The organism is Caballeronia udeis, from assembly GCF_044909315.1.
Taxonomy (GTDB): Bacteria; Pseudomonadota; Gammaproteobacteria; order Burkholderiales; family Burkholderiaceae; genus Caballeronia; species Caballeronia udeis_A.
In genome coordinates this window covers 137,337-155,754 of the sequence record NZ_JBIYEB010000024.1, presented here as the reverse complement: position 1 = coordinate 155,754, position 18,418 = coordinate 137,337, and the positions used below count along the sequence as shown (strand labels likewise).

At 57.6% G+C, this 18,418-nt stretch carries 9 protein-coding genes; 3 read left to right on the top strand and 6 right to left on the bottom strand.

Going from position 1 to position 18,418, the window contains the following annotated elements; translation table 11 throughout:
* The first annotated feature begins 331 nt into the window (after nucleotides 1-331).
* Nucleotides 332-1,624, top strand: a complete 1,293-nt coding sequence (locus tag ABH944_RS31610; protein ID WP_404611068.1) for an NRAMP family divalent metal transporter — start codon at nucleotides 332-334, stop codon at nucleotides 1,622-1,624.
* Between the two features lie 348 nt (nucleotides 1,625-1,972).
* Here the strand turns inward: ABH944_RS31610 and ABH944_RS31605 are convergent, their stop codons facing one another.
* From ABH944_RS31605 to ABH944_RS31585, 5 genes are all read right to left on the bottom strand, one after another.
* The gene (locus tag ABH944_RS31605; RefSeq protein ID WP_404611070.1) at nucleotides 1,973-4,216 is read right to left on the bottom strand and encodes a response regulator; all 2,244 of its coding nucleotides are present in this window, start codon (nucleotides 4,214-4,216) and stop codon (nucleotides 1,973-1,975) included.
* Between the two features lie 15 nt (nucleotides 4,217-4,231).
* Nucleotides 4,232-10,282 (bottom strand): hybrid sensor histidine kinase/response regulator, encoded by a 6,051-nt coding sequence (locus tag ABH944_RS31600; protein ID WP_404611071.1) that lies wholly within the window; start codon nucleotides 10,280-10,282, stop codon nucleotides 4,232-4,234.
* Nucleotides 10,283-10,754: 472 nt separating this feature from the next.
* Nucleotides 10,755-12,287, bottom strand: coding sequence for an FAD-dependent oxidoreductase (locus ABH944_RS31595; RefSeq protein ID WP_404611072.1), 1,533 nt, complete (start codon nucleotides 12,285-12,287; stop codon nucleotides 10,755-10,757).
* A gap of 368 nt (nucleotides 12,288-12,655) precedes the next feature.
* On the bottom strand, nucleotides 12,656-13,201 hold the full coding sequence (locus ABH944_RS31590; RefSeq protein WP_404611073.1) for a DUF4142 domain-containing protein: 546 nt from the start codon (nucleotides 13,199-13,201) through the stop codon (nucleotides 12,656-12,658).
* A 98-nt stretch (nucleotides 13,202-13,299) separates the two neighbouring features.
* On the bottom strand, nucleotides 13,300-13,851 hold the full coding sequence (locus ABH944_RS31585) for a type 1 glutamine amidotransferase domain-containing protein (RefSeq protein WP_404611074.1): 552 nt from the start codon (nucleotides 13,849-13,851) through the stop codon (nucleotides 13,300-13,302).
* A gap of 442 nt (nucleotides 13,852-14,293) precedes the next feature.
* On the opposite strand from ABH944_RS31585, the gene ABH944_RS31580 reads away from it, so the two are divergent.
* Nucleotides 14,294-14,518, top strand: a complete 225-nt coding sequence (locus ABH944_RS31580; protein WP_404611076.1) for a hypothetical protein — start codon at nucleotides 14,294-14,296, stop codon at nucleotides 14,516-14,518.
* Nucleotides 14,519-14,756: 238 nt separating this feature from the next.
* Here the strand turns inward: ABH944_RS31580 and ABH944_RS31575 are convergent, their stop codons facing one another.
* On the bottom strand, nucleotides 14,757-16,157 hold the full coding sequence (locus ABH944_RS31575; protein WP_404611077.1) for a C45 family autoproteolytic acyltransferase/hydrolase: 1,401 nt from the start codon (nucleotides 16,155-16,157) through the stop codon (nucleotides 14,757-14,759).
* A 1,944-nt stretch (nucleotides 16,158-18,101) separates the two neighbouring features.
* Here ABH944_RS31575 and ABH944_RS31570 point away from each other — a divergent pair.
* Nucleotides 18,102-18,236, top strand: a complete 135-nt coding sequence (locus ABH944_RS31570; protein WP_404611078.1) for a hypothetical protein — start codon at nucleotides 18,102-18,104, stop codon at nucleotides 18,234-18,236.
* The last annotated feature ends 182 nt before the right edge of the window (nucleotides 18,237-18,418 follow it).

Genomic DNA, 18,418 nt, shown 5'->3' with positions numbered 1-18,418 from the left:
ATCTGACATTCACGAAGCATTCCTCAAACTAGCCTGCTCACTCGTCTGCTGGAACATCTTCAGCCGAACTGAGCAGCCTTTTTGAACTGCCCTCTTAAAGAGATTCGATGTGAAGGCAACCATCGTGTCCCACTCCCCGTCCCAGACGGGGAATCCGAGCAGATTTATCGATTCCGATTTGTCCTGCAAGCTGAGAGTGATGCTCCTCCCCACACGGAATCATTCGCCCTGCTAACGACGTAATTCACCGTCGATATTTTTCGACATTTATAAGGCAAGCTGCCCACCCCCGTGCCGATTGCGCGGCCGTTCAACCCAACTGATGCCTTATATGTCCATCGACATCAACCCGTCCGACTCGTCCAATACGGAAGATCAATCCTGGCTGCATAAAATAGGGCCCGGCCTGATTACGGGCGCCGCGGACGACGATCCCAGCGGTATTGCCACCTACTCGCAGGCGGGGGCGCAGTTCGGTTTCAACATGCTGTGGACCATCATCATTACGTACCCGCTGATGGTAGCCATCCAGGTGATCAGCGCAAGATTGGGACGAGTCAGCGGACATGGACTCGCTACCAACATCCGACGTTTCTATCCGGCTTGGCTGCTCTACAGCTCTGTCGTCTTGCTTCTCGTTGCTAACACCATCAACATCGCAGCCGATCTCACCGCGATGGGGGCGGCGGTCAATCTGGTTGTGGGTGGTCCGACGCGCGTCTATACCATCGGGCTCGGACTGGTATCCGTTTTGTTGCAGGTGTTTGTCCCCTATCGCAGCTATGTTCACGTGCTGAAGTGGCTTACTCTCGTGCTTTTTGCATACGTGGCGACGCTGTTTGTCGTGCAAGTTCCATGGCAGACAGTAGTCATCCGGACGATTTTTCCTCATTGGTCCTGGAAGAGTGAATACGTTACGACGGTGGTCGCGGTCCTCGGGACGACCATCAGCCCCTATCTGTTTTTCTGGCAGGCGTCTCAAGAGGTCGAAGAGATGCGCGCCGAGACCGGTCAAAAAGCTTTGAAGAACGCGCCGGCTCAGGGGGCATCGAGCCTTAAACGCATTCGGATGGATACGTGGATCGGAATGGGCTTCTCGAACTTGGTCGCTTTCTTCATTATTTTGACCACGGCGGCGACGCTAAACGCTCATGGTGTCACGAACATCCAGACATCCTCCCAGGCAGCGCGCGCGCTCAAGCCCATCGCAGGCGAATTCGCATTTCTGCTCTTTAGCCTGGGAATCATCGGCACGGGTTTGCTTGCGCTACCGGTGCTGGCCGGGTCAGCCGCGTACGCGATGGCTGGAACATTCAGATGGCGCAATAGCCTGGCACTGAAACCGCAGCTCGCGAGGCGGTTCTACGGGATCATCGTGTTATCAACGATAGTGGGTGTAGTTATTGGCTTTACTCCAATTGACCCGATCAAGGCGCTCTATTGGAGTGCGGTTATCAACGGCGTGGTCTCGGTCCCGATCATGGGACTGATCATGTTCATGGCTGTCAATCCGAAGATCATGGGCGAGTTCGTGATCTCGATGCGGTTACGCGTGGTGGGATGGTTGGCCACAGCCGCCATGGGGGCCGCGGCCGGGGCCATGTTTTGGTTTATGTTCTCGTAGGCCGCTTCACCTTCGTATCGCAGTTCGGCGAACGCGGTCATTTAATACGTAATGCATAGCAATAAAATTTGCTCGTCTATCCCGTCTTGCTGCGACCAAACCCAATTTTCCAACTCGTGCCCTACGTGGAGAGTTTCACAGCGATCTCGCCGCTAGCGTTATCTATCGGCCCCGTTAGCAGAATTCGCGGGCAACAAACAGCGACAGCCACGCCTGAACTGCTTCGTGGTCATCACTCGCACAGATGGCGCGTCAAGTGGCAGCGAAACAGGGAGCCAGCGCGCACTTTAGTCACCGATTCGAACCGACCGCTGTGCGCTAAGCGCACGCACTCGAAAGGCATTGGCATCACTCTTCCGTCCTTCCATACAGCGGGCCTACCTCGCCAGTACCCGGCCCACCCGATCGGGTAAACCGCGCGGACCCAGCGTAAGTGGTGATGACACGAAACAACCGGTCCAAATCCGCTGGCTTGACAAAGTGCTCATCGATTCCTGCTTCAGCCGTTCGACGATGATCTTCCGCTTGACCGTAACCAGTCAGCGCGATGAGCAGGGTACTCGTGAACCGCTTGTCGGAACGCAGGTGTTTTGCGACCTCGTAACCGTTCATGCCTGGCAAGCCGATATCCAGTATTACAGCGTCGGGCAAGAACGACTGGGCGACCTCAAGCGCCGATATCCCGTCGAGCGCCGATCTCACTTCGTGGCCTTGCAGATCTAACAACATCGTCAAGCTTTCCACCGATGCCGCCACGTCGTCGACGACCAGGACGCGCAGGGTTCGAGTGCGCAAGATGGGTACAACGTTACTAGGGTTCAATTGTCGCCGAAAAGGCTTTCGCGCGGGAAGGCGAACAATGAACCGCGCGCCCCGATCCACACCTGCACTGAAACACTCAACCGTGCCGTTATGCATCTCGGTCAACTGACGTACCAGCGTAAGGCCGATACCCAAGCCGCCTTGAGAGCGATCCAGGGACGTGTCGCCCTGCACGAAAAGCTCGAAAACATGCGGTAAGAATGTTGGATCGATGCCCTGCCCATTGTCACTTACCGTGATGGTCGCGACATGCCCGTCAAACTCCGCCGCCAACATCACGTGCGCACCAGGAGGCGAAAACTTGGATGCGTTGTTCAGCAGATTCGAAACGATCTGAGCAAGACGGACGATATCGCCTTCTATAATCGCATCCTCGATGCAAGGCTCGTAGGTGAAAGTCTGTGCGCGATCAACGAGATGAGGTTTGCTCGTATCCATAGCACGTTCAAGAACCGTCGCAAGCGATACGCTTTCGCAACTAAGCGTGATAGAACCCCTAGCGATCCTTGAAACATCGAGCAAATCGTCGACGATCCGCACCATGTGTTCGACCTGCACACCGATAATGTCCCGTGCCCAAGAAACGACGGAATCCTCCGAACCGACAGTTCGCAATACTTGCACTGCGTTGCGAACCGGGGCAAGCGGGTTGCGCAATTCGTGGGCAAGCATAGCGAGGAACTCGTTCTTGCGGCGATCACCGTCCTGGATTGCGGAAAACAGAAAGGCATTTTCAAGTGCGATCGAAGCGCGGCTGGTAACTTCCATCGCGAGCGAGGCGTCGCCTGCGTCGCTAGGCGTGTTTACATGACCGAGCGTCAATGCGCCCCGCTTGAACACGCCCGTCAGAAGAGGGTAAATGCTCAGCTCCTCCACCGGCAGCGGTAATAGACGGCTGGCGCTTCCGGCCAATGGAGAATGGACGCCATGACTTGATCCGGTCGAGCGGGTCAGCGCACTTAGCTTAATCAATGCAAGCTCAGAAGCGTTAAATTTGTGCGGCTCGCCCGTCTGGAGAACTCGGTTGATCCATTCCTCCAGTTCCCGTTCCACCGCTAGCTCCCCTTCTCTGATTGCGTGCGAATCAGCCAACCCGGTTTCCTGTTGAACGGCAGAGGTCGAGCGCCATATCGTCTGGCACGGCTTCCCCTCTTCGTCGACCAGAGAGACGATTGCGAGATCGGCCAGCGACGGCACAACGACGTCCAGGACCTTTGAAATCGTCGCGTGCACATCAAGGGACCGAGTCATCAGGAGACTGGCATTCGCCAGGAAATCGGCGCGCCTGCGGGCCTGGTCCGCGGCTATACGCTGCGCCTCTGCTCGAGCGAGTGCTTCTTGCTCCGAGGCGCGGTGGAGCAATTGCCGGTTCATCCGATACATTTCCGCGAACACGCGTACCTTCGAACGAAGTATCTCGGGTATGACTGGAGAGGATATGTAATCGACCGCGCCAAGCGCATAGCCCCGAATGGCGTCTACATCATCGATATAGGCGGTGATAAAAATGATTGGCGTGTTCGCCGTGCGCGGATACGAACGCAGCAGCGAAGCGGTTTCGAACCCGTCCATGCCTGGCATGTTGACGTCTAGCAAAATCACCGCGAACGGGCGTTCCATCACTTCGCGCAGCGCCTCACGGCCAGATGTCACCGTCACCACGTTCTCGCCCAGATCCTCGAGGACGGTGCGGAAAACGACGTGTTTCTGTGGAAGGTCATCAACGACGAGGATGTTGACCTTCTCATTCGGGGCAAGGGCGACCGCCATGGTTCGTGGCCCCAATTAACGGTGCAGCCACGCACGCAACACGGTCAGCAAATCGTCGCGGTTCACGGGTTTGGACAAATAGTCCCAGGCCCCGGCCTGGATGCACTTTTCCCTGTCGCCCTTCATCGCCTTGGCGGTGACCGCGATCATCGGCAACCTCTGTCCGATCGGTAGTTTGCGGATCTCTTTCATCGTGGCCAGGCCGTCCATCTCCGGCATCATGATGTCCATCAGCACCAATTCGATCTCCGAGTCAGCTTCGACCTGCTTGATTGCGTCTCGACCGTTATCGGCCCAGACGTGGGCGATCTCGTGCTCTTCGAGGATGGTCGCCAACGCAAAGATATTGCGCATGTCGTCGTCGACGATCAAAACCTTTTTCCCGCGCAACGCCGACATCGATCCATGCAATTGGTCTAGCAGATCGCGCGTGTCGCTGCTGAGGACGGCGCAGTTGATATGGGCGACGGCAAGCAGCGAATCGAATAGTTGCACAAGGGTTGGAGCGCTGTAGGCAACGAACGTCTCCGCACGTTGCGACCAGCGCGACGAGAGCTGGTTGTCCTGGCTCGGGTCGAAAAATAGCACCGGTAGCGGAGCTAAAGAGCCGCGCTGCGCAAGTGCCTCCTCTAGTCTGGAAGGCGCGCCGTCGCATGCGTCCGCGGACAACATGATTGCGTCGAAGGTATTCAGCGCAAGCTCTTCAAGAGCGTCGTCGAAAGTATCAACCACAACTGTTTCGATTTTCTCTCCGCTCACCCACGCGACGATTTCGTTACGCTCCTTCCCCTCGCGCATGCCTATCAGCAGACGCCGCACAGGCGTTGCAATATGCTCTTGTAATGTACGCAACGAGGCGTCAAGTACGTCCCGAGACTGGACGGGCTTGGACAAAAACGCGTACGCCCCGGCGCGCAGGGCACGATCTCGGGAATCATCCGTCGAGATAACGCAAACGGGTATGTGCCGAGTGGTGAGGTCATGTTTGAGTCGCGAAAGTACCCGCCAGCCATCCATATCCGGCAGGACCATGTCGAGTGTTACCACCCCTGGCTTGAACTGGTTGGCAAGTGTCAGGGCGCCCGCACCCAGCGACGTCACTAACCCCTTGAAGCCAATGTCGCGCGCTGCATCCAGAACAAAGCGTGCGAAAGCAAGATCATTCTCCACGATGAGCACGACGAGGTCGCCCTGCGCGATATTGTCTCTGTCATCGTGCGCCTCATTCACCAACAGCACGTCCCTCGCCTCATATACCGTTTCATCATGCTCCCCGGTCGCCAGTGTCTCTGGATCCCACTCTGACACCTCCGCATTACTGCGCGTGTACAGGTTTGGAACCGAGCCCTCCGGGGGCGAAAACGCCTTGCGAGTGGTGCGGGTCGCCGGATAAGAAACGGGCAGATAGAGCGTAAAAGTGCTTCCTGCGTTGGGCGTGCTGACGAGCCTGATTTCCCCGCCAAGAAGCTTGGACAGTTCCCGGCTGATCGCAAGCCCCAGCCCCGTGCCACCGTATTTCCGACTGGTGCTCCCGTCAGCTTGCTGGAAAGCTTCGAATATGATCTGCTGTTTGTCGCCCGAAATCCCGATACCGGTATCCGATACTGAAAATGCGATGACCTGTTGTGCACGATTGAGGTCGTCGTTGTCCGAGCTCCAGCCCGCGAACACCTCTTCAATCGTCAGCGTTACCTGTCCTTGATGCGTGAACTTAAAGGCATTCGACAGCAAGTTTTTTAGAATCTGTTGCAGCCGCTTCAGGTCAGTCATGATGGCGGTTGGCAACCGGGGACCCGTGCCGATCGTAAAGTCGACATTGCGCGCCTCAGCGACATGCCGGAACGTACGTTCGACGAACGTATTCAAGTCTGCAAGACGGTGTTCACCCACGTCAACGACAACGGTTCCAGATTCGATTTTGGACAGGTCCAGGATGTCATTGATGAGCATAAGCAGATCATTGCCCGACGAATGAATGGTCCTTGAGAATTCTATTTGCTTCGACGACAGGTTGCCTTCCAGATTTTTACAGAGCTGGTCGGACAAGATCAGGAGGCTATTCAGCGGCGTACGGAGTTCGTGCGACATATTCGCTAAAAACTCCGACTTGTATTTTGAAGTTAGAGCAAGCTGTCTTGCTTTTTCTTCCAACGCTTGCCGAGCCTGTTCAACTTCGGTATTTTTCCGCTCGACCTCCTGATTCTGATGGGCGAGGAGGCGCGCTTTCTCTTGCAATTCCTCGTTGGTCTGTTGCAGTTCTTCCTGGCGGCTTTGCAATTCGTGCGCCAGCGACTGCGATTGCTTAAGCAGACCCTCCGTTCGCATGTTCGCTTCGATCGTGTTGATAACGATGCCAATACTCTCGGTCAACTGATCGAGAAAAGCCTGATGGGGCGGATTAAAGCGCTCAACCGAGGCCAGTTCGATGACACCTTTGACGTGACCCTCGAAGACGATCGGCAACACCAAAACGTTTTGCGGCATCACCTCAACCAGACCCGAGCTGATGCGCAGGTGGCCGGGAATTGACGAAGCAAGCAGGATCTTCCGTTTTTCGACTGCGCATTGTCCGACCAGTCCTTCGCCAAGTCGCACTTCCTTGCCATGGGCGTGATGACCTTCTGAAGCGTAACTCGCCATAAGTCGCAAGGCCGGTGATTCGCCGGAAGCGTCAAGCACGTAGAATTCTGCTTGCTGCACGCCGACCACTGGCGCGAGTTCCGATAGAATTAAATGCCCCACTGCAACAAGATCCTTTTGTCCCTGGAGCATGCGACTAAACTTGGCGAGGTTCGTTTTGAGCCAGTCTTGTTCCGTATTGACCTGTGTCGTGTCCTTCAAGTTACGGATCATCTCGTTGATCGTGTCTTTCAGCGCTGCCACTTCACCGAGTGCCTCGACCGTAATGGATCGCGTCAAGTCACCTTGGGTCACCGCGGTCGCCACTTCGGCGATTGCACGCACCTGTGTGGTCAGATTCGCCGCAAGCTGGTTCACGTTTTCTGTCAGCCCTTTCCACGTGCCAGCTGCTCCCGGTACCTTGGCTTGGCCGCCAAGTTTGCCTTCTACTCCAACTTCCCGAGCCACCGTCGTCACCTGATCAGCGAAAGTCGCCAGCGTGTCGGTCATGCTATTGATTGTGTCGGCAAGCGCCGCGATTTCTCCCTTTGCCTCAACGGTCAGCTTTCGCGCGAGGTCACCGTTTGCTACCGCCGTTACCACCTTTGCGATACCACGAACCTGGCTGGTGAGATTGCCCGCCATGAAGTTCACGTTGTCGGTCAGGTCCTTCCATGTTCCAGCCACGCCTTGAACATCGGCCTGCCCTCCAAGTTTTCCTTCGGTCCCCACCTCACGCGCCACCCGGGTCACTTCAGAAGCAAACGACCTCAGCTGATCTACCATCGTGTTGATGGTGTTCTTTAGCTCGAGAATTTCTCCTTTGACATCAACAGTGATTTTCTTGGACAAGTCCCCCGCTGCGACCGCCTTGGTCACGTCGGCGATGTTGCGCACCTGACTGGTCAGGTTGCCCGCCATGAAGTTGACGTTGTCGGTCAAATCCTTCCATGTTCCCGCCACGCCCTGAACGTCAGCTTGTCCGCCGAGCTTGCCTTCGGTGCCGACCTCACGCGCTACGCGTGTCACCTCGGATGCGAACGAGCTAAGCTGGTCCACCATCGTATTGATCGTGTTTTTAAGCTCGAGAATTTCGCCCTTCACATCGACCGTGATTTTTTTTGATAAGTCGCCTGCAGCCACAGCCTTCGTAACGTCCGCAATATTCCGAACCTGACTGGTCAGGTTACCTGCCATGAAGTTCACGTTATCAGTCAGGTCTTTCCAGGTGCCAGCGACCCCCTGCACATCGGCCTGTCCACCTAGCTTGCCTTCGGTCCCGACCTCACGCGCTACACGGGTCACCTCCGAGGCGAAGGAGCGCAACTGGTCCACCATAGTGTTGATCGTGTTCTTTAGCTCAAGAATTTCCCCCTTCACGTCAACAGTGATCTTCTTGGACAAGTCACCGGCCGCGACAGCGGTTGTAACCTCCGCAATGTTACGAACCTGCGCGGTCAGGTTGCCGCCCATCGAATTAACTGAGTCTGTAAGGTCCTTCCATGTGCCCGCTACGCCCTGTACATCTGCCTGCCCGCCGAGCTTGCCTTCAGTGCCAACCTCTCGCGCTACGCGCGTCACTTCCGATGCAAACGAGCTAAGCTGATCCACCATCGTGTTGATCGTATTTTTCAGCTCAAGTATTTCGCCTTTCACATCAACCGTGATTTTCTTCGAAAGATCACCTGCGGCAACCGCGGTCGTTACCTCCGCGATATTTCGTACCTGTCCTGTCAGGTTGCTACCCATCGAGTTGACCGAGTCGGTCAAGTCTTTCCAGGTGCCCGCCACGCCCTGCACATCCGCTTGACCACCCAGCTTCCCCTCGGTGCCGACCTCGCGGGCCACCCGTGTCACCTCAGAAGCGAAAGACCGCAACTGATCGACCATGGTGTTGATCGTGTTTTTGAGCTCGAGGATTTCGCCCTTTACGTCAACTGTGATTTTCTTCGACAGATCCCCTGCGGCGACCGCGGTCGTTACTTCGGCGATGTTTCGCACCTGCCCCGTCAAGTTGCTCCCCATCGAGTTGACCGAGTCGGTCAAGTCTTTCCAGGTGCCCGCCACGCCTTGCACATCCGCTTGACCACCCAGCTTCCCCTCGGTGCCGACCTCGCGGGCCACCCGTGTCACCTCCGAGGCGAAGGATCTGAGTTGATCGACCATGGTGTTAATCGTATTTTTGAGCTCAAGGATTTCGCCTTTGACATCCACGGTGATTTTTTTCGATAGGTCCCCGGCAGCGACTGCCTTAGTCACCTCCGCGATATTGCGAACCTGGCTGGTCAAATTTCCGGCCATGAAATTCACGTTGTCCGTCAGGTCTTTCCAGGTCCCGGCAACGCCTTGCACATCCGCTTGCCCACCCAGTTTCCCTTCGGTGCCGACCTCGCGCGCGACCCGGGTGACTTCCGAGGCAAAGGACCGCAGCTGATCCACCATCGTGTTGATGGTATTTTTCAACTCCAGTATTTCCCCCTTCACATCCACTGTTATCTTCTTGGACAAGTCCCCTGCAGCCACCGCCTTCGTCACACCAGCAATATTGCGAACTTGTGCAGTGAGGTTGCTTGCCATGAAGTTGACAGAATCGGTCAGGTCCTTCCATGTACCCGCCACCCCCTGCACATCGGCTTGACCTCCAAGTTTCCCTTCTGTGCCAACCTCACGTGCGACTCGGGTTACTTCAGCGGCGAAGGTGCCAAGTTGCTCGACCATCTTGTTGATGATTTTTGCGGTGCGCAAAAATTCGCCTTCTAACGCGCGATCGTCCGCCTCAAGCGCCATGCTTTTGGAAAGATCGCCTTGTGCGACCGCGCCGATCACGCGCGCTACCTCGCTAGTCGGGTGAACTAAGTCTCCAATCAGCGAGTTGACCGAATCAACCGAATCGCGCCAGAAGCCTCGCGCATTCGGCAGCGAGGCCCTTTCTTTCAACTTTCCTTCTTTGCCTACAACACGGCTGAGCCGCGCGAGCTCGTCAGCCATACGAAGATTCTGTTCAACGACCTCATTAAAGGCATAGGCCAGCTTGCCCTGAAGACCTGTCCAATCCTGTGGAAGCGAAGCGGCTTCCCCTTTTTGCAATGAGGTCAGCGCCTGAAGCAGGGCCTTCGCATATCCGGAAGCGGATTCCGCCTCATCGAGCAGACTGTTGATATTGGAGGTGGCCTGGAGCCAGAAGCCACCGAATTCGGAGTCGCGAGCCCGACGGTTAAAATCGGGGACGCCCCGGGTCCGTGGTGCTACGTGCTCCAGATCTTGCGTAAGCCGATTCGCTTGCGAGACTAGCAGGTTGAACTCGGCGGCAATCCGCCCCGCGTCGCCTTCCCAGTTGTCCGGCAAACGTGGAGAGGTTTCGCCACGCCGAAATGCGCCGAGCGCCGCGCTGATGGCCGCCAGTTCCCGGCTGGTTTCATCCTGCCGAACGTCTGCAAATGAGTCCATACTCTCTCGCCTCCATCGGGCGCATCCCGCCGGGACACGCAAAAGTCGCGGTTCGGCCGACCTGAGAAGCGGAGGACCGTTTGAACACAAGAACGCCGTCCGCGCGATTATCATGTGACTAGCCAATGAAAACAATTGGCTGCTCTGGAAATCGCAGTCTCGGGCGGCTAAGAAGCTCACTGCCTGGACGCAGCGCTCCCGCAACGAGTCGGCTGTGGCAAAGGGGCAGCGGCTCTCGGCAGAGAATCGTCCGTGGCGTTCATCTGCGAGCCCGATGGTCAATGCCTGGACTCGCGCTTGAGGGCGGCACTCGGCAAGAGCTGGGCATGTGAGCGATGTCCACGGGCCTGGTCGGATCGGCAGGAACGCGCCTCTCTTACGTCAAACGGTTTCTTACGATTCCCCTTCAAGTAATTATCCTAACGTCAGAGGAATACATCTGCCTATGGGAGCGGAGGAGATCATGGCTGCGTCAACCGGCAGCGCTGCGCGCTTGTGCCAGCGTTAGTGTGGATCGCATGGCTTCAGCCAGCCGTGCAGTGGGAGCTTCGCGGTCGCACGCTACGGCCGCAGCAACAAGCCCGTCTTTCATCAGATAGGCGATGAACGCATGCGTATCGAGATCGCCGTCGATTACTACGTCGTCGTGCTCGCTCGCGTGGCCGAGATATTCAAAGCGCTTGCCGAAGTGATAAGTCCAGAAGTACGGCACGCCCGTGTAGTGTTCGTCGCCGCCAACCATGTTCAACGCCGCGACACGCGCGTGCTGTTGGGCGACGCGCCAGTGTTCTATGCGCAGTGTCTGGTCCGAGCGCGGCAGCGGAAATTGCGCGATATCGCCGGCTGCATAGAGGCCGGAGGCGGCTTGCATCGATGAATCCATGGGAACACCGCCATCGTCGGCAAGATTGACACCCTTTAGAAAGTCAGTAGCAGGCCGCACACCCGTGCCGATGATCACTATCTCCGTCGGCAGTTTCTCGCCGCTTTCCAGTTCTGCTTCGCTCACGATGTCATCGCCCAGGAACGCCGCGATCTTGGATTCCATGCGAAAGACCACGCCATTTTTCTCGTGCAGCCACTGGAACAGGCGGCCGAGCTTTTCGCCGAATTGCGAGCCGAGTGGCACCTTGCCGGGTGCGACGACGGTTACGTCCATCCCTCGCTTTCTCAACGACGAAGCCACTTCCAGTCCGATGAAACTTGCCCCGACGATCAGCGCTTTTTGGAGACCTTCGAGCGACGCGAGAATCACCGCGGCGTCATCGCGCGAACGCAGCAGAAACACGCGGCGCAGGTTTGAACCAGGCACGTCCATCGGCTTCGGAATGCCGCCCGTGCAGATCAGCGCAGCGTCGTAATGCAACGTGAGTTCGTTCGACAAATCGATTCGCTTCGCGCCAGCGTCAAGTTTCACGACCTCCGCTTCAACACGTTCAATGCGCTGTGCCGAAAGGAAATCGTCGGGCAGAAGGAGGGGGATTTTTTCGGGTGGCATGTCGCCGGCAAGCACGAACTTGCTGAGTGCCGTGCGATCGTAGGGCACGACATGCTCGGGCCCGATCAGCACGAGGCGTCCGTCGAAACCGGCTTCGCGCAACGTGGCGCACGCGGCGGCACCCGCGGCGCCTGCGCCGATCACAGCCATCGTGCGAGTATCCGCGGTGGCTTTGCGCTGAGATTGTGCTTTCGCTTCCGGCGAGACGAGTACGTTACCGTTTTCGATCGCGACCGGGTAGCATTTCAAACCGGCCAGCGGCGGCGGCTCGATCAAGCTGCCGTCGGCGATGGCAAACGTCCCTTTGTGCCACGGACAAACAATGCGTCCATTACATACTGCGCCTTCCTCCAGGGGGGCGCCGGCATGCGGGCAATCGGCTGAAACCGCGTGCACTTGGTCGCCTTGCCGAATCAATAGGATGGGGGTATCGGCGACGGTCACGCGCGTGCCGCGGTCCTCGGGAAGATCGACGAATTTCGCTGCTTGCTGCATGGAACCGGCCATGTCGTACTCCCGTCAGTCGTTCCTCGGCTCTCAGCAAAAAGCGGGCCGTCAAGATCCACCATGGGAGATGTGCGTACTCCGTTCCCGGTGAACCGGCCTGCGCGTCAGCAATGGCCAGTTGCCTCTCGTGCTGCGTGGCGGCGAGGCCCTCCTGCGCCACTTCTGCAGCACGCATCAAGAGCGCCGCGGCCAACTCGCCGCTGGCGGACTGCACTTCGGCCGGGAGGTCGGCGTGCTCGATTCGAATCCGGCTTTTTTCCGCGTAAGGTCGCCCGGAAACTCGCGCGCCTCGGCCAGCGAGTTCACGCTGCCCTAAGTGCCGTGCAAAAGGAAATCCTCGTGGGCTGGCTGCGGCACAATCGCAACCACTACGAAGTCTTCATTGCGCCAGCAAGTTGGTACGCCATCGCGAGGTGATGTTTGATGGTCGGCAGCGCGTGTGTGGCTGCGGCCTTCAGTTGCGCGTCGGTGCCGTTCTCGCTCTCCTTCTGGAACAGATCGACCGCCTTCCGGTGACCTTCCAACGCGATCTGTTCGACGTACATCTGGTCAAAGTCCTTGCCCTTGAGCGTTTGCAGCTTACCGACCAGCGCGGAATCGGCGGCCGGTGCCGCGCCCAGACCCTTTCTGGCAGCCAATACGCCCATGCTGTGCGAGAGCTTCGTATGATCCGTAATCATTTGCTGCGCAAATGTCTTGACGCGCGGATCACTCGAATTCCTGAGCGCTATTTTGCTTGCCGCAATTTCTGTGGCGTCGGCCTGCGAGGCATCCTGCACGAACTGCTGCTCCGCTGGCGACACCTTAGCGGCGCCCTCCGTTGCATCGCTCGTCTGTGCATACACCGGGCCGGTCAACGCGACGCCAAGACCCAGCGCGACAGCGATCGATTGAAGGAAATATCGGGATTTCATGCTTTTTCTCCCTGGTCGACGTATTCACCGACACGCCGCGGATACATTCGGCGCAGCGTGTCAGATTGCATGCGTGCGCCTTATTTTCCACATGGCGCTCATGCGGCCCTGCACCTCTCCAATTGCGCAATCAGCGTTTTGTTGAAGGCTGGAAGATCGTCAGGCTTGCGGCTCGTGATCAGATTGCCGTCTTCGACCACTTCCTTGTCCACCCACGTGCCGCCCGCGTTGCGAATGTCGTCTTGCAGACTCGGCCAGCTCGTCACCGTGCGGCCCTTGATAATGCCTGCGGACACCAGCAGCCACGTGCCATGACAGATCACGGCGATCGGCTTGCTCGCGCCGTCGGCGGCCTTGACGAAAACCTGGGCCTGCGGCAGCAACCGAATCGCGTCGCCGTTCACCACCCCGCCCGGCAGAACGACTGCATCGTAGTCGTCGGCGCTCGCCTTGTCGAAAGTCGAATCGACCGCGACAGCATCACCCTTATCGACATGCTTGAAACCCTGAATCTTGCCGGGTTTTGCTGAAATCACGTGTACCGTTGCGCCAGCGTCAGCCAGCGCCCGTTTCGGTTCAATCAATTCCGCCTGTTCGAACCCGTCGACGGCGAGTACCGCGACCTTGTAACCATTCAGCGTGTTAGCCATGTGTTTTCTCCTTCAACGTAGATGCAGAGAGCGCACGCCTGACACCGCATGTTCCCTTCGCCCCCCTGCTTGGTTCGCAACGGATATGCCGACGCAAAATCGCGCGGAAAGCGATGCTCCGTTTGCCTGGACGGCAGGGTCTTTACCGACCTGCTGGGTCCTCGTCGAGGCCGTCATCATCGGCGGCCAATGGGTCGATTCGATCTGGTTCAATGTCGGCGTGGTCGAAAAGCGTTTCCGTGTTTCATTCGTGCAGAGGTCGACATTCGTTCACCAGAGCTTTTGCAAGCGGTGTGCCTAGTCCTCCGGGAATGTCCTCCACTCAAAGCCTTCCAACGCGTCTGCGGTGTTCAATGCCCGTCGTTGCAAAAATAGCCATCGAATCTGCGCATGGAACGGGTTTTGCGGCGCCTTGCATGTCACTCATCTCAAGGAGGCCGACATGACAGGCAAGCAAACTGAAACGAACTACGCGGGGCGGTCGCAGGAGGAACGCCGGGCGCAACGCAAGGGCGAAAAGCAGCGGGCGCAGGAACAACCCGGCGGTCATCTGGCGCAAGAAGGTACGGAACCGGACAAGCACCACAGCTCGGGAAAACTCTCTGAGGAAGGAAGAAAGATCTGGCAGACGGGCTCGGGAATCGATGGCGGCGGTAAAACCCGATAAACCCGGCACCTCTCTTTGCGTCGTTAGTATTTTCGTGATTGGAGTGCAGATTGTGGCTGCAGCGCGATCGACACGTGACGAGGGCTAGCAGTCTGATTCCAAAAGCTTCTGAAAGAAAAGCCCATCGCTTTGAGTCACGACGAAGGCTCACGACGAAGCATCGTGGGCGCAGGACCGGCGTGCGGACATGATCTGCCTTCCCCGAAGCATGACGTTACGTAAATTGATGCGTGGGCCTTCAGTGGCCATCGAATACGGTCCATGGTTGGGATGGCCGGCTCTTCAGGTAGCCCTGCTGCCAGCTCCACTGAGGGTGTTGCTTCAGAAATTCCTCGGCATCGAAACGCACCCCATCGGCACGCCCAAAACGCGCACTCAGGCCCAGGGGCCTGGCCAAGGCTGCCGACGTCACCTTCCCGTCAACCGAACCGCCGGGAAAGTAAGGGATGTTCCACACGGCGTTCGGATCGCTCGCGTAAAACATGGGGTCAGCGTCATAGTGAGCGCAGATCGTCCGAGAGGAAGGATTGGCACGCATGAGATAGACATCGAAGTCGTCGGCCAGGATGCTCTGCCCCGCAGCAAGGCCGATCGCTCCGGCATGCTGCGACAGCAACTGGGGCCAGCGCGTTCGCCGTGCGCCGGTCTGCTGCCTGATGTCGTTGTACCCGGTATCGCTGCACTCCAGATTGCGAATGCGCGGGTCTTCAGGGACGTTGTCGCCGAAGTACCAACCGTCCTTCTTCTTATTGAAGCTCTGGTAGCGCAGCCCCTGCTCGTAGCGGGCAATCTCGTTGCGGCGGACGTCCCCGATCAGCCACATGTTGGCGTAGCCGCCGTTGTTTCCGGCGTCAAGGAATTGAACCCAGCTATCGATGTCCTGCGCGTACTGGCAGGCTTTGCGCGCCCGCACATATTCGGGCACCTTGGTTACGTCGTAGCCGAAATAGCCGACGATAGTGGTCTCCGCTACCACCAGCCCGGCGCCGGTTATCCAGAAGTCGGTCATGCTTGCAATCCAGCCGGGGCTCGTCTGCATCACCATTCGTTGTCCCGATTCTGGTGTGATGTCCAGAATCACGTTCATGAATTGTCCGTTCCAGAACTCGGTGAACGATTGGTGGCCGAGCACGATCGCACCGTCACGCGTCGCCGAACCGGTGGCGATGAAGGCGCTGCAGTGGCTCTTAGCCATTGCACCGGTACTCATACCGCTCGATGCGTACCTGGCGGCGACCGTTGGCCACCAATAACCGCTCATCTCTTCATATGCGTTCCAGCCCACGATTTCTTCTATCGTCGTGGGTACGCCGGCTCTCGTGTAGCCGGCCGCGATGCCGCGCATCTCTTCGAGCAGTTCCGGTGCCACTTGCTCGATGATTGGCAGGTGGTACTTTGCTGCATTTTCGACCAGGAAGTCGTACGTCACCCCCATTGAGATGTAAGTCATTTGCCGATAGACGCGCACGGCGTCGGCGTACTCCGCGGCGGTCAGGTAACCGTGCTGAAAGCCTCGTTCGAAGGGTTCGCCCTCGATGTGCAAGTGTATCCAGCCATTGATGTCGTTGCGATGTGCCTTGGCCAGCCAACCACGTTCCCGGGACGTGAGTCCGCTGGCATCAACGTCGTCTGTTTCCATGGTGTTTGTCTCCGTAAAGGGATCGCGTCAGGCGCCAGCACGCGGTTGCGGAACCGAGGTTTTCGGTGTTACAGGCTTTTGCTCTTGATACTACGCGTTCTCGTCGATGCATCGGATGATCCGGATGTTCACGTGCTCAATAGCCAATGTTGCAGTGCGTCCGCAACTCGATGATGGCTTAAGCGTTAAACCCACCCTCGTTTGCCTCGAAGACGCGTCGATGACTCATCTCCGTCATCGGCTTTCGTCATCAGCGCGCACGAGGGCCAACCCATCGTCGAGGCTTTAGAAGCGACGAGCGTTGACAGGAGTCGCCGGACCCTGGCGCGGGAGCCACGCACTTTGGGTCGCGGTGGCATAACGATTGCGATGGATTTGCCACGGGTTGTGCCTGTTGCGCCACTCCCGGGTCATGGGTAAAGGAGGCTGCCATGCGAGTTCCCACAATTAGATTATTGGTTTCAGCGTTAATTTTTGGAGTTTACGGTGCCGCTTTCGCACAGGGTGCGGGTGGTGGAGCGGGTACGGGCGCCGTCGGCGGCACTACGGGAGGCAACGGCACTGGACAGGGTGGAACTGGCATGACGACGTCAACTGGAAACAGCACTACCGATTCAACGTCCCGGACGCCGGGTTCGAGCACAACGGGAATGTCGTCGGGCAGTGCGCAACCAAAAACCAATACGGGCACGATGGACGCGCCCGCCTCAGCCAGCGGCATAAAGAAGCCTTATTGATAGCACTGTGGGGCCGCTGCGGGGCCAGCTGCCGGCGGCGTTGACCTGAAGGGCGCGATTGTGCATTCATCGCATTACCGTCTCGAAGACATTGGTGAGCCAAGCCGGTCCGAGAGGAATTCTGGAAGTGGAAGCGGCACGAGCATTGCTTGGATAACCGTATCGCGGCTATTTCAGGGGGCGGCCATGAAGTCGATCCTTCGAAGTGTCTTGTTGGTAAGCGCGGTTGCCATTCTGGGAGGTGGCGTGAGCGGTTGTAACCGGTCGGGTACGGGTAACGACGAAACACCCAAAACTACAGGGGTGCCTGCACCGAGCGCAGGGCAGGCGCCGGGGTCCGCTTCGGCAACCAGCCAATAGAAAGGTAGCGCCGCGGCACCACGGATTGCGTCGTATCAATTGCGAGAGATGCAATCCCCTCAGACCCGGCGACGCCGACGACTATAGGCGGTCACCAACTGTCTCAGTACCACCTACCATCCGTGACTCGCCCGACGTCGGAGAATCGAAATCGCAATCGGATCGAAGGGCATCCTACGGGATAGCGGCGGCAAGCTAGCTGCACGCTTAGCAGCGTCCGTTGTGGCACCGCTGAAAGGGATCCCGACTCTTTGGTGTGCTGTCGCATTGGCAATCGAAGGGAGGTTGAGGACGTTCAAATGGAGAACTCTATTGAAGATTTGTCGTCCGTCTTCTCCGCAATCCTCGCTGCTTAGCGCACAGGAGCATAGTTTTAAAGACTGGGAGATCGTGATGCAAGAACACCACACATCCAAATTTCAATACACGCGCCAAAGGGGCGAGCATCGTACCTACGACGTGGTACTGACCATAGCGCAGTGTGATTCGGGCACGTTTTCTTATAAGGCTTGGGTGCATTGTGAACACGATTTCAAAGGGAATGGGCTCAATTTTCCATTGACTTCGCGTGCGACAACCGACGCAGAGAACGAGGCGCGCGCACGGATTGAGAGAGATATCGAGCAGCTCGCCGGCGTCAGGGAATAGATGCCTCAGCGCGTCCTGGCCCTATACTTCGGGTCACGATCAACGCATATGACGCACAGTGACGTGTGGCCCACGGAGAAACAAAGTTGGGCGGCCGATAACCTCTATGGATTATCTTCGTCTGGTCCCGGTTGCTGAACTGGCAACGACGTGACACGCAAACTGCTTCAGCAATTTTCCAACTTACCGAGAAGAAATCATGAAAAAGATCGCCATGGTGATCGTGGTCGCTCTCACAGGCTTCACGGCCGCCACCCCTGCATTTGCCTACTATCATCACCATCACTGCCATCGTGTTTGGCACCATCACCATTGGGAACGGATTTGCCGGTGAATCTGTCTGGTTTCTGAAGCTACAGGAACTGGCGCTTTATGCCAGACTCAAGCGTCATCAGATCAAGATCGAGCGCTCACTGGTTTAAGCAGGACGCCAAGCGGTTTTCGCCCAGTTACCATCGCCTCCGCCCCGAAGGACAGAGGCGTTGATGCGCCGGTGAAACACGGCTCCGCGTTCCC